This window comes from Flavobacterium sp., assembly GCF_044377315.1.
In the GTDB taxonomy this organism is placed as follows: Bacteria; Bacteroidota; Bacteroidia; order Flavobacteriales; family Flavobacteriaceae; genus Flavobacterium.
Window position 1 is genome coordinate 1 of record NZ_JBILJG010000024.1, and the last position, 14,229, is coordinate 14,229.

The following is a 14,229-nucleotide window of genomic DNA, read 5'->3' on the forward strand; positions in this document are numbered from 1 at the left end:
TCAACGAAGCTAGATTAACAGCCAAAGGTTATGGTGAATCTCAATTAGTTAACAATTGTGGTTGTGAACCAACAAACGAATCAACATGCTCAGAAGAGCTTCATCAACAAAACAGAAGATCAGAGTTATTGATAATAAGAAAATAATATTTATTTATTAAATCAAAAAAGCCCCTAAGGAGGCTTTTTTGATTTAATAAACAAACCACGTAAACGTGGTTTGTTAAAAAAATATAAACAACTAAATCAAACTATTTTCGCATAAAGATGTTAGTATAGTATTTCTTTCCGTTAGTTGTATTTAAAGATATAGAAATACCTATGTGAGTGTAATTACCATCTAAATTTTTCTTATGATCTGGACTATTTAACCATGCATTTAGAACAGAATTTGCATTATTATAATTGTAAGCAACATTCTCAGCAACCTTAATAGCTCCTAAAACTTCTATTATATTATTTGATCTTTCAAAGAAAAAGTCATGATTTACAACATTATTGTCAATCATATAAAGATTATGTTCTTGCGATTTGTGTGAAATATGATTAATCAATACAAAAGGGTTAAGACCTTTTACAGCTCTATACTTATTTATTACATCAAGTAATTGCAGTTCATCATTTGAATAGGCATAATCAGTAACTAATTGAGAAGCTGAGTCAGTTAGTTCATCAGAATCATTTGAACATGAAATAGTAGTAATGAAGCATACCACTATAAGGATCGAAGTAAGTAAACTTGTTTTCATAAATGTAGGTTTTAAGCAAAAGATAGATCCGGGGCAAAAATCTTTTTTATTGATAATTCTTGTATTAATTTGTTATACAATACTACAAATAAAATCGCTTAAACAACAAATAAAATCGATGAAATACACTTTTTTATAAAAAAAATAAGTTTTTTCTTTAATTTAATAATTTAAAATAAAAAAATCCCAAACGAATTTGGGATTCACTACTATTTTTTTTAAACTATTTTTTAAAATTTGAAATGCCTTGTTTTAACCAATTTTCATATAAAGCTACATCCGGATTGTAACTTGTGGTCGGAGTTATTGAATTCAAATTATTACCGTCTAAATCAACTAATACATATAATGGTTGTGTATTCGTTTTATATTTTGTAATCATGAGATCAGTCCATTTATCGCCTATAGTTTCTATTTCGGAACCTGTTGATTTAGAAATATACTGCTCATTTTTTGGCAACAGACGTTTGTCGTCTGCAAATAAAGAAATAAGTACAACTTCATCTTTTAATATTTTTAATATTCTCTCTTCTGACCAAACATTGTTTTCCATTTTTCTGCAGTTTACACAAGCGTGTCCAGTAAAATCTAATAAAACAGGTTTCTTAACTTCTTTTGCATAAGCCATACCCTTATCATAATCAATAAATAAAACCAATTTATGAGGACCTATTTCAGCTCCATCAGGAAGCTTTTCATTATTAACAATTGACGAACCTCCTACTCCATTTGGACTTTCACTGTAGGTTTCTGGTGGTGGAAATGCACTGATTAATTTCAATGGAGCACCCCAAAGCCCTGGAATCATATAAAATGTAAAAGATAAAACCATTAATGCCATAAATAATCTCCCAACAGAAATATGAGTCAATGGTGAATCATGAGGCAACGTGATTTTCCCTAATAGATAAATTCCCCAAGTACCAAAAATGGCAATCCAAATAGCTAAAAAAGTTTCTCTTTCAAACCAATGCAATTGCAAAACCAAATCGGCATTTGATAAAAATTTGAAAGCCAAAGCTAGCTCTAGAAATCCTAATGAAACTTTAACTGTATTCAACCAACCACCTGATTTTGGCAATGAATTCATCCAGCCAGGAAACATAGCAAAAAGCATAAACGGTAATGCCAATGCAGATGAAAATCCTAACATTCCAACAATAGGTGCAATTCCACCCTTAGAAGCAGATTCTACTAAAAGTGTTCCCACAATTGGTCCAGTACAAGAAAATGAAACAATTGCTAATGCCAATGCCATAAATAAAATACCAACAATTCCTCCTCTATCAGCTTGTCTATCAACTTTATTTGCCCAAGAATTTGGCAACATAATTTCAAAAGCTCCTAAAAATGAGGTTGCAAAAACAACCAATAAAACAAAGAAAATTACATTAAACCAAACATTAGTAGATAAAGCATTTAAAGCGTCGGCACCAAAAATTCCAGTAACTGCTAATCCTAAAACCACATAAATTAAGATAATCGATATTCCATAAATAATGGCATTTCTTTTTCCTTCAGCCTTTGTTTTACTTTGTTTTGTGAAAAAACTAACTGTCATTGGAATCATTGGGAACACACAAGGGGTCATCAATGCTGCAAATCCGCCAAGAAAAGCTAGAAAAAATATAGTCCAAAGTCCTTTTTTCTCTTCCTTTTTTGGAATTTCAACTGTTTTTACTGATTCTTCACTTTCAACGGGTTTAGCATCATCTGCTTTAGCAGAAACCATGTCTGTTGCAACTTTTGCAGTATCTAAAGCAGTATTTGATACAACTACATCTTCTACTTCAATGGAAGGAATATCAAATACAAAGTTTTTTTTGTCATTTATACACGCTTCTTTACAAGCTTGATATTCAAATTCTAACTTTATTTTGGTTGTTTTAGGATTGGCGACTTTTACTTTTTGGGTCACTTTTACATTGTTATCAAAATAGTACTCATCAACACCAAAAACATCATTAAAATGTTTCTTATATGTGCTTTCTTTTGCTTTTCCAATCAATTCATAATTCCCTTTTTGATCTTGAAAAGTCAAATACATTGGCAATGCGCCGCCATCTGGAGTAAACTGAGAATAAACATGCCAGTCTTTTTCAATAGTTCCATTAATAATTAGATTGAACTCATTATCGGATACTTTTTCAACTTTAGTTTTCCATTTTACTGGCTCTTTTATTTGAGCGGAAACATTTAATAATGCAAAAAATGCAATTATTGCAAAGGTTATTTTTTTCATTTAATTCTAATTTGTACTATATTGATTGTGTTTGTTTCTACTTTAAATCGTTCGTCTTGTCGCTTACCAATTACCCAAATAATTTGATTATCCGAACATAATAACCAAACTTGCGATTTCTCAATTAAAGACAATTTTTCATCTTTAAAATACTTGCTCAACTTCTTTTTTCCTTTCATTCCAAGTGGATAAAAATAATCGCCTTCACGCCATTTTCTTAGCATTAAAGGAAATTTAATTTTATCTTCATCGACAAATATACTATTTGAATCTGAAATGGTTGTGTCACCTACGTTACAAAACTCAAATTTTAAGGGAATATTAACTTGACTTTCTTTTTTATAAACCAAAAATACTTCCGCCGAATCTATTTCATTTTTTGGCGAAAGAATTAAATAATCTCTGTCTTTTATTAAAATAAATTCTTCGCTAAAAACCTGTTTTCCAGATTGAGCATTAACTAATTCCGTAATATCTGACCAAGCAGTGAAACCAAAATCTTTTAACCATTGATATAAATAAGCAGCATAGTTTGGCAATTTCAACAATTCTTTTAGATTGATTTTCAAAAGATTATCTTGCTCTTTAACTACAATTTTATAAACCAATTTTGAAGCATCTTCAACCAATGATTGTGATTGTTGCAAATTTCCAATTGTTTTTTCAAAAGAGGAAAGTAAATTAGGTTGCAATTCTTTGATTGTAGGTATTACATCATGACGCAATTTATTTCGCAAATATTTATCGGAAGCATTACTCGAATCTTCTCGCCATTTAATTTTATTTTCAATAGCAAAATCTTCAATTTCTTTTCTTGAAAAAAGCAAAAGTGGTCGAATAATTTTATCATTTTGTGCCGGAATTCCTGTCAAACCTTCTAATCCAGTTCCACGAGTGAAATTGATTAAAAAGGTTTCTAAACTATCATCTAAATGATGCGCAGTCAAAATATAATCGCAATTTTCTTTCTGTAAAATCTCATAAAACCAATCATAACGCAAATTTCGTGCAGCTAATTGAATGGATAATTTATAATCCTCAGCAAATTTTTTAGTATCAAATTTTACTGTAAAAAATGAATTTTTTAGTTTTTCACATTCTGAAATTACAAAACTTTCATCTTCATCGCTTTCAGTTCCACGAAGTTGAAAATTGCAATGTGCTACAACAAAATTATATTTTAATTTATAAAACAAATGAACCAAAACCATGCTATCTATTCCGCCACTTGTTGCCAAAAGAAGTTTTTTTTCTTTTAGAAATGAAAATTTTTGATTTAACTGATTTTGAAATTTAGTAAGCATGTCCAAAAGTAGCAAATTATTTCTATTGAAGCACTTCAAACATGGCTTTGGCTTTTAGCAAACATTCTTCATACTCTTTTTCTGGTTCAGATAATGAAGTAATTGCGCTTCCAACAGAGAATGAAAGATATTGATTTTTAGCATTATACAAAATACTTCTAATAACAACATTAAAATCAAAATCGCCGTTTGGAGTAAAATAACCTACGGCTCCACTATACAATCCGCGTTTGGTTTCTTCTAAGTTTTCGATAATATTCATAGCCGAAATCTTTGGAGCGCCTGTCATGCTTCCCATTGGAAATGTAGTTTTGATAATTTCTGTTGGTGAAGTGGTATGCTCCACGTTTGAAACAACAGTTGAAATCATTTGGTGTACTTGTTTAAAAGTATAAATGCCGCACAATTCTTCTACTTTCACCGAATCTTTTGTAGCGGTTTTGGACAAATCATTTCTTACCAAGTCAACAATCATAATGTTTTCTGAACGTTCTTTGGGATTTTCTAAAAGTTCGCTTTTTGAATTTTTATCCATTTCTAAATTATCAAATCGCTTTGAAGTTCCTTTTATAGGTTGCGAAATAACTTTGGTTTCTAGCTTTTTTAAATAACGTTCAGGCGAAGCTGACATCAAATATTGTTTGTCGTTTTTGAAAAAAGCAGCAAATGGTGGTTCCGAAATAGCATTCAGTTTTTGATAAATATCTAATGGTTCTATTAGAGCATTTTCGGCATAAAATTCCAAGCAAAAATTCGCTTCGTAAATATCGCCACGATGAATATGATCAAGCATTTTAGAAACTTTTTCGAAGTATTTTTCTTTGGAAATTCTTTGCTTAATTTTGATTTCTCGCAAAGTCGCAAAGTCGCAAAGATTTTGATTTATTATTTCTTCAAAATCAGACTCAACCTCATCATCACACATTTTTAAATAAGCAATTTCAACTTGATTTTCTTTGATTAAAAATAATTTCTTTGGCTGAAAAAAAAACAAATCTGGAAAATCCAGTCCGTCAAAATTAGTCGATTTTAAATCTTCAATATCATTTTTTAAATCATACGACAAATACCCAAAAAGCCAATCTTTTGTTTGACTTTGGTATTGATGTAAATCTTCAAAAGCATTATGAAAATCAGTTTTTATAGAAGTAAAAGCATCTATAGCCAACACGTAACCGTGACTTGAATAATTTTGATGGTATTCATTAGAATCTAAAAAAACAACTTCTCTAAACTGTTGCGACCAAGATAACAACTGCGATTTAAACTCGGCAGCATTGGAAATAGTTTTAAAAATGGATGTTCTCAACGAATTGCTTTTTTGGGTTTTTCAAAAGTACAAAATTAAAATTCTTTGTTAAGACTTTTACAAAAATCTTGGCACAGTTTTTAGTAGTGGATAATTAAGAACTTATTAAAGACATTTTTTATTGAATAAAATTACTATCAGCTTTTAATTATAACCCCTAAATAGTAATTTTATGAAAACAATTCCAAAAATTGGTTTGGCAATCTTGTTAATAACACTTGCCTATTCTTGCAAACAATCTGAAAACACATCAGAAAATCATGTCACGACCGAAGAAATGACTTCGGCAGATGTTGTCTCGTCTTCGGCAGCAGTCGAAAAACCTGATTCAAAACGTCAGTTTATTCGAACCGCTGATGTTAAGTTTCGAGTAAAAAATGTAACGCAATCAACTTATGCGATTGAAAATGCTACAATAAAACATGGTGGATTTGTGATTTACACTAACTTACAAAGTTCTATTTACAAAAGAGAAACTTCTAAGATTAGTCAAGATAGTTTGTTAGAAACTACTAAATATTCTATCGAAAATAATATTACCATTCGTGTCCCAAATACGCAACTTGATACTGTTATCAAAACTATAGCAAAGCAAATTGACTTTTTAGATTATCGAGTGATAAAAGCAGACGATGTTTCCTTGCAACTTTTATCAAATGAATTGGCAAAAAATCGATTAAGATCTTCTGTAAATCGTGTAGCAAATGCTATTGACTCAAAAGGGGAAAAGTTAAACCAAATTGTAACTAGTGAAGACATTTTAGAATCTAAAAAAAAGCAATTTGACAACAAAAAAATTGAAAATTTGTCGGTGCTTGACCAAGTAAATTTTAGCACACTAACACTCAATATTTATCAAAGAGAAACGGTTAGACAAGAAAAAATCGTCAATACTGAAAACAAAATAATTTCAAGACCGCATTTAGGTATTCAACTTTGGGATAGCATCAAATCGGGTTGGTTTATTCTCGAAGATATTATTTTGTTTGTAATACAGTTTTGGACAATCTTTTTACTCGGATTTGTCATTTGGTTTGGCTTTAAAATATTTAAAACGGCTAAAAAATAAAAAAAATCCCGAGCATCAAAAACTCGGGATTTTTACTTCGTATATCGTACTTCGTATTTCTAACTTATGAAAGCGCTTTCTGAACTTGGTCAGCAGCTTCTTGAAATTGAACAGCAGATAAAATTGGCATTCCAGAATTATCGATTAATTCTTTTGCAATTTCAGCATTTGTTCCTTGCAATCTTACTATGATTGGCACTTTAATTGCGTCACCCATATTTTTGTAAGCATCAACAACACCTTGTGCAACACGGTCGCAACGAACGATTCCACCAAAAATGTTAATCAAAATAGCTTTTACGTTTGGATCTTTTAATATAATTCTAAAAGCCAATTCCACACGTTTTGCATCAGCAGTTCCACCAACGTCTAAGAAGTTTGCTGGCTCAAAACCTGCATATTTAATCAAATCCATTGTAGCCATTGCTAATCCAGCACCATTTACCATACAACCTACAGTTCCGTCAAGGTCAACATAGTTTAATCCTGCTTCTTTAGCTTCAACTTCAATTGGATTTTCTTCTCTAACGTCACGCATTTCAGCATAAACTGGCTGACGGTATAATGCGTTATCATCAATATTCACTTTAGCATCAACAGCTAATATTTTATTGTCAGAAGTTTTTAAAACTGGGTTAATTTCAAACATCGATGCATCAGAACCAATGTAGGCACTGTATAAAGAATCAATAAATTTTACCATTTCTTTAAAAGCATTACCAGAAAGTCCTAAATTAAATGCAATTCTTCTGGCTTGAAAACCTTGTAAACCAACTTGTGGGTCAATTTCTTCATTATGAATTAAATGCGGCGTATGCTCAGCCACTTCTTCAATATCCATTCCTCCTTCTGTAGAATATACTATCATGTTTCTTCCAGTAGCTCTATTTAAAAGAACTGACATGTAGAATTCAGAAGTTTCACTTTCACCTGGATAATACACATCTTCAGCAATCAAAACTTTGTGAACCGTTTTTCCTTCTGGCGGAGTTTGCGGAGTAATCAATTGCATTCCTATGATTTGCTCTGAAATTTCAGTAACTTGCTCTAGGTTTTTAGCCAACTTAACACCGCCACCTTTTCCTCTTCCACCTGCGTGAATTTGAGCTTTGATAACATACCATTGCGTACCAGTTTCAGTAGTCAATTGTTTTGCAGCAGCCACAGCTTCTACAGGATTATTAGCAACAATTCCACGTTGAACGCGTACACCGTATTTTGCTAGAATTTCTTTCCCTTGATATTCGTGTATATTCATAAGTATTAGTTTGTCATTTAAAAAAGTTCCACAAAAGTAATTAAATAGAATGAAACCAAAAAGAAATGTATATCAATTTAGTAACTTTATTTTGAGTTTTTTTGGAGCGAATGGTTTGGGCTTTTTCAGTAATCCATTTTCCTGCTATCCGCTATATTTTTACACCTGTCAGGTTTTTAAAACCTGACAGGTGTAAAAGATACCGCTCCTATCAGGGCTATTTTGTTATGGTATTGAAAAAAAATCAATTCAAAAAACAACTATTTCGAAGAAATAACATACTAGTTTGGAATGCATGTTTGTAAAACTAAATTTAAAAGGCTACAAATTAAACTCATAAACTTATAAACCTATAAACTTTTAAACTAAAAAAAATCCCAAAAAAGAGTTACTTTCGCTTGCCTAACAATTTGGCAGTCCGTTTTACGTTTACGACGCTACAACTATTGAGCATCAGTATAACCGTTTGACAGCTGCATTTTCTAAGGTGGAAAACTAATAGTATGGTAAAGACGGAAAAGGTCACTTAATTAGCAAACGAGAAACCTTTAAAGATTTGATAAAAAATCAAATTATGATTGAGGTATAGTTTTTGATACTCTAATGGAAAAGTTAAAATTAATGTAGCTTTTCCATTTTTTTATATTTTTAACCAAAAAATAGGCTGTGAAAATTTTTAGTGCTTTCTTTTTTCTAATTCTAATTTGTGTATCGAGTTATGCACAAGTTGAATTTTCTAACAAATCTTTTTCCATTCCGCCATCGATAAAAGATGATGGAAAGAAAATAAGTGCTCCTGCTACACCCAAAAAAAATCCATTTTCAAACCCTGCACCTGTTAGTCCGACCAAAAAAATTGAAAACCTCAATCCTTTGAGTATGACTAAAAAAAATCAGTTTGTCAATCCTGGCGAATCGATTGTTGAAGATTTAAACAAAAAAATCGCCATTGGCGAAGGCGATCCAAATATTGATTACGGCGCATATAGAAAAGATGAATACTTTGGAGATTTTGTTACAAAAGGAGAATTTATAACCATCAACTTGCGAGACAATCAAATGGTAGATGGTGATATGTTAAGTTTATATGTAAATGGCAAACTAGAAGCTCCTCAAATAATGCTAGAGTCTAATTTGCAAAAATTTATAATCAATCTACAAATGGGATTTAATACAATTGAGTTTGTAACACTAAACGAAGGTTTATATTACCCAAATACTACTCAATATTTAGTCATTGATTACCAAGATGTTTTGAAAAAAAATGTTGTTTTCTCCCAAGCAAAAGGTTTCAAAGCTAAACTTATTGTTATTAGAGAAAAGTAATTATTTCTTAGTAAAAACTTCGGTTAACACTTCACTTTTGGTGCTATTTGGCATCGTAATTTTCAACAATTGTGAAACCGTTGGTGCAATTTGAGTAATCACTTTTTTAGCATGAGACTCGCCTTTTTTGATGTTCCAACCGTAAAATAACAACGGAACATGTGTATCATAACTATAAGGTGAACCATGCGAAGTTCCAGTTGCCATGTATTCGATATAACCGGGTTTGTAAATAAAATATAATTCGCCATTTTGCGTCGGGTCATATCCATTGGCAACAAAATCAATCAAATCATCTGTTCCTGAAGAAGCTAAAATTTCTTCTTCAGTAAAAACACGTTTCACAAATTCTTTGGTATAAAGAAAATCTTTAAATGCCTGCTTCACTTTTGACAATACCAATCCTTTTGTTTTGATTAAATCTTTATCAAAAAACACATTAAAACTATCATATTTCAATAGTAAATCTTCTCCAAAAGTAGCTTTAGAAAATTCTTTCAAATCAGCTTCTACATTTTTATAATTTATATTGTCAACTTTGTATTTATTGTCTTTTAGGTAAGTAACATTTTCTGCACCAGCATGATCAGCCGTTAAGAACACCAAATATTGATTTTTCCCAACAGTTTTGTCAAGATAATTCAAGAAATCGGCTATCGATTCGTCTAACCTTAAGTAAGTATCTTGAATTTCGATAGATCGTGGTCCAAAAGTATGTCCAATATAATCTGTTGACGAAAAACTTACCGCTAAAAAATCAGTAATTACATCTTTTCCTAACGATTCTTTCTCGATAGCTCGTTTGGCAAAATCTACCACCAAATTATTTCCATACGGACTAACACGTAAAACACCAGCATCGTTATTGTCTAGCATTTCTTTCATATTATAAGGAAAAAAAGGTGTTTTTTTATACAATTTCCCTTCATACGGATTATCATCTGATAGACTTTCGTTATACGTTTCTTTTGCTTTTAATAATCCCCAGCCTTTTTCGGCATATTTACTATAATTTTTCTCTTTGTTAAAATCGTCAGCCCAAGTTGGCAAAGCAGTTCCATAATAAGAACTCGAAATAAACTCACCCGTTTTGGTGTACCAAAATGCCCAATCGGCAAAATGTCCAGCAGGTAAAATTGCACCTCTATCTTTAATACTAATTCCAATAACTTTCCCTTTAAAATTGGTGGCCATTTTCAATTCATCTGTAATCGTTGAACTTTGCAAGTTTCTTGGTGACATTTTTCCTTCGGTTTCGGTTCCGGGAACTAATGTTGTTACGGTAGCATCGTCTGTACAATACACCTCTTTTTTTAAAGTTCGGTGAAACCACTCGTTGCTAACAATTCCATGAACAGATGGCGTTGTTCCTGTATAAACCGAAGCATGACCAGGTGCCGTATAAGTGGGCATATAATTGTAATGCATGTTATGAAAAGTATAGCCTTTTTTCATCAATCGCTTGAATCCATTTTCTGAAAAATCATCTGAAAAACGGTATAAATACTCCATTTTCATTTGGTCAACAACAATTCCAACTACCAACTTTGGACGTTCTTGTGCCTGAACATTCGAAAACAAAACAACAACGAATAACAATAGGATTTTTTTCATAATACTAAATATTTTGACAAAAATACGGATTTGAAAACAAATGCAGATGAAGAAATTGGTAAGAAATAATGTTTATATTTGAATAACATTAAAATAAAGCTCATGAAAAAAATAATTCCAATTTTAGTAATTATTTTATTTATTTCTTGTGGAAAAAAAATACATAATCAAGTAATAAATAATAATTCATATTCAACAGTAGGAAATAATGATATTAGAAAAATAAAAATTTCTGGGGTTGTTTCTGATGAATCCAAGTTACCACTTCCAGGTGCAAATATTTCGATTAAAGGCACAACTCTTGGAATTCAAACTGATGTAGACGGAAATTATACTATTCTTGCTAAAAATGGAGATGTATTGATTTTCTCTTTCATTGGACTTGAAGACAAAGAAGTTTTGGTAAATGATATTCAGATAATTAACATTAAATTATCCTGTTCAAAAATAAATAAATTAAGTCCACAAATAATAACTAAAAAGCCAATAATTTACCTTTATCCAACTCAAAAAACTGATGTTTCAATAAAACTTGATTTTAAAGGAAAAATGGAAACTACATTTCCAAAATATGAATCAAATTGGGATTTAACTGCATATCCAGAAGGAAAAATTTTTGATAAAAAAACCAATCGTTATTACAATTCTCTGTTTTGGGATGGTGTTTCAAATTTTCCCAAAGATCATTTTAATTATAAAGATGGCTTTATAGTTTTAAAAAAAGATTTAACTTCATTTTTAATCGAAAAACTTGAATTTATTGGACTTTCAAATCCTGAAACAAATGATTTTATTCAGTTTTGGTTACCTATTTTAGAAAAAAACGAAATCAATTTTATTCATTTTTGGATAAATGATAATTATAATGGTATTTGTAAAAGTCAAATTACTCCAAAACCAGATTCAGAAATTCGATTGTTTATGGATTTTTATAATTTAGAAAATCCTATAGAAATACAAACGCAAAAATTAATATCTATTGATAGAAAGGGCTTTACATATATTGAATGGGGCGGAACAGATGTTACTGAAAAAATGCAAAATTTAAAAACTCCATAATTCATTTTTCTACTTGCACAACTCATTTCTTATTGTTAATTTTAAAAATTCAACTACTAGAATATACCAATGACTGAGATTGACATAGAAAAAGAAAATAAAGCTATTGCGCAAGAATACAAAGAACTGCTTCGTATTAGTTATCAGACACTTAGTGAATCTGATAAAAAACTAATCCGAAAAGCCTTTGACTTAGCAGTAGATGCCCATAAAGACCAAAGACGCAAATCGGGAGAAGCGTACATCTTTCATCCTATTGCTGTTGCCAAAATTGTCGCATCAGAAATCGGACTTGGAGCGACTTCTATAGCTGCTGCATTAATGCACGATGTTGTAGAAGATACAGATATTACGGTTGAAGATATCGAAAGAATGTTTAACAAAAAAGTCGCACAATTAGTCGAAGGTTTAACCAAAATATCTCAGGTTAAGAAAGATTTGAATGTATCAATGCAAGCGGAGAATTTCCGTAAAATGCTCTTAACACTCAATGATGACGTAAGAGTAATTTTGATAAAACTTGCTGATAGACTGCACAATATGCAAACTATGGGTTCAATGCCCGAATACAAACAAGTAAAAATTGCTTCTGAAACCTTATATATTTATGCTCCATTAGCACACAGATTGGGTTTGTATAACATCAAAACACAACTGGAAGATTTAGGTTTAAAATATACAGAACCAGCTGTATACACTGATATTGTTAGTAAAATAAAAGAAACCAAAGAACAACAAGATCAATATATCGAAGACATTTCTCAAGTGCTAAAAAAATCACTTGACGAAGAAAACGTAGATTACATTATCAAAGGTCGTCCAAAATCAATTTATTCTATTCGCAGAAAAATGCTGGCGCAAAATGTGAGTTTTGATGAAGTTTATGACAAATTTGCTCTTCGAATTGTCTATAAATCAAATCAACATGATGAAAAATTTCATGCTTGGAAAATTTATTCAATAGTAACCGATCATTATCGTCCGAGCCCGAGTCGCTTGCGAGATTGGATTTCTTCTCCTAAATCAACAGGTTATGAAGCCTTGCATATAACCGTTATGGGGCCAAAAGGTCGTTGGGTTGAAATACAAGTTAGAAGTGAGCGTATGGATGAAATAGCAGAAAAAGGGTATGCAGCCCATTACAAATATAAACAAGGTGCAACAGAAGAAAGCGGACTTGATATTTGGCTAAATTTGCTAAAAGAAGCACTCGAAAATTCCGAAACCAATGCGGTTGATTTTGTAGAAGATTTCAAAATGAACTTGTACGCAAAAGAGATTTTTGTGTTCACTCCAAAAGGTGAAATCAAATCATTACCCAAAGGAGCTACTTCACTTGATTTTGCCTTCAGTATTCACTCCGAATTGGGAATTAAAACCCTTGGAACACGAGTGAATGGTAAACTTGTTCAACTAAATCATGAATTAAAAAGTGGTGATCAAATAGAAATTATAACTTCTCAAAACCAAAAACCAACTGCCCATTGGCTTGATTATGTAACAACTTCTCGTGCCAAAAACAAAATTAGAAATATATTAAATGATGATAATAAAAAAATTGCCGAAGAAGGCAAAGAATTATTAACTAGAAAATTAAAACAATTAAAAATTACACTTAACGAAAGTGTAGTTAATGAATTAGTTGACTTTTTCAAACTAAAAACAAGTTTAGATTTATTCTACCGTGTTGGAATTGGTAGTATAGAAAACCAACAACTAAAAGATTTCGCAGCGCAGAAAAGCAATATGTTGATGAATTTTTTCAAAAACAAAATTAAGCGTTCTCCAAACACTGCAGACAGGGACATTCATAAACCTGTAATCAACAACAATTATGATATGTTGGTTTTTGGGCCAGAACAAGATAAATTAGATTATAAACTTTCTACTTGTTGTAATCCAATTCCTGGTGATAATGTATTTGGTTTTGTTACCATAAACGAAGGAATTAAAGTGCACAAAAAAGATTGTCCAAATGCTATTAGTTTGCAATCAAATTATGCTTACAGAATTTTGCAAACAAAATGGATTGACTCATCCCAACAAGAATTTAGAGCTGTTATTGACATCACTGGAATGGACTCATTAGGATTAACTAATAATCTTACAAAAGTGATTTCTAACAATATGCATGTAAATATTCAAAGTATTTCGTTGAGTGGACAAGCAGGAATTTTTAATGGTCAAGTTACCGTAATCGTTCAAAATAACACCATTTTGAAAAAATTAATTGAAAATATTAGAAAAATAGACGGAATTGAAAAAGTTACACGAGTAAATAAAAACTAGCTTTATTAACA

General features: G+C 31.1%; 10 protein-coding genes. 4 read left to right on the top strand and 6 right to left on the bottom strand.

Annotation, left to right across the window (positions count from 1 at the left end):
* Positions 1–250: 250 nt before the first annotated feature.
* The 4 genes from ACIQ66_RS08550 to ACIQ66_RS08565 all read right to left on the bottom strand — a co-directional run bounded on the left by ACIQ66_RS08550 (position 251) and on the right by ACIQ66_RS08565 (position 5,603).
* Complete coding sequence (locus ACIQ66_RS08550) at positions 251–748, bottom strand: CAP domain-containing protein (protein ID WP_396212384.1); 498 nt, start codon at positions 746–748, stop codon at positions 251–253.
* Between the two features lie 223 nt (positions 749–971).
* Positions 972–2,990, bottom strand: a complete 2,019-nt coding sequence (locus ACIQ66_RS08555) for a cytochrome c biogenesis protein CcdA (protein WP_396212385.1) — start codon at positions 2,988–2,990, stop codon at positions 972–974.
* Complete coding sequence (gene tilS / locus ACIQ66_RS08560) at positions 2,987–4,294, bottom strand: tRNA lysidine(34) synthetase TilS (RefSeq protein WP_396212386.1); 1,308 nt, start codon at positions 4,292–4,294, stop codon at positions 2,987–2,989. Before tilS ends, ACIQ66_RS08555 begins: the two co-directional genes overlap by 4 nt.
* A gap of 22 nt (positions 4,295–4,316) precedes the next feature.
* The gene (locus ACIQ66_RS08565; RefSeq protein WP_396212387.1) at positions 4,317–5,603 is read right to left on the bottom strand and encodes an anthranilate synthase component I family protein; all 1,287 of its coding nucleotides are present in this window, start codon (positions 5,601–5,603) and stop codon (positions 4,317–4,319) included.
* Between the two features lie 172 nt (positions 5,604–5,775).
* Between ACIQ66_RS08565 and ACIQ66_RS08570 the strand changes: the two genes are divergently transcribed.
* Positions 5,776–6,672 carry a DUF4349 domain-containing protein gene (locus tag ACIQ66_RS08570; RefSeq protein ID WP_396212388.1) on the top strand — a complete coding sequence of 299 codons (897 nt, stop codon included), beginning with the start codon at positions 5,776–5,778 and terminating at the stop codon, positions 6,670–6,672.
* Positions 6,673–6,736: 64 nt separating this feature from the next.
* On the opposite strand, the gene sucC is transcribed toward ACIQ66_RS08570, so the two are convergent.
* Positions 6,737–7,930 carry an ADP-forming succinate--CoA ligase subunit beta gene (sucC, locus tag ACIQ66_RS08575; protein WP_396212389.1) on the bottom strand — a complete coding sequence of 398 codons (1,194 nt, stop codon included), beginning with the start codon at positions 7,928–7,930 and terminating at the stop codon, positions 6,737–6,739.
* A gap of 666 nt (positions 7,931–8,596) precedes the next feature.
* Between sucC and ACIQ66_RS08580 the strand changes: the two genes are divergently transcribed.
* A complete protein-coding gene (locus ACIQ66_RS08580; RefSeq protein WP_396212390.1) occupies positions 8,597–9,256 on the top strand; it encodes a hypothetical protein in 660 nt (219 codons plus the stop codon).
* Here the strand turns inward: ACIQ66_RS08580 and pafA are convergent, their stop codons facing one another.
* On the bottom strand, positions 9,257–10,870 hold the full coding sequence (pafA, locus tag ACIQ66_RS08585) for an alkaline phosphatase PafA (RefSeq protein ID WP_396212391.1): 1,614 nt from the start codon (positions 10,868–10,870) through the stop codon (positions 9,257–9,259).
* Positions 10,871–10,972: 102 nt separating this feature from the next.
* Here pafA and ACIQ66_RS08590 point away from each other — a divergent pair, with 102 nt between their 5' ends.
* Positions 10,973–11,929 (top strand): carboxypeptidase-like regulatory domain-containing protein, encoded by a 957-nt coding sequence (locus ACIQ66_RS08590; protein WP_396212392.1) that lies wholly within the window; start codon positions 10,973–10,975, stop codon positions 11,927–11,929.
* 69 nt (positions 11,930–11,998) lie between these two features.
* Entirely contained in the window at positions 11,999–14,218 is a 2,220-nt protein-coding gene (locus ACIQ66_RS08595) for a RelA/SpoT family protein (protein WP_396212393.1), read from the top strand.
* The last annotated feature ends 11 nt before the right edge of the window (positions 14,219–14,229 follow it).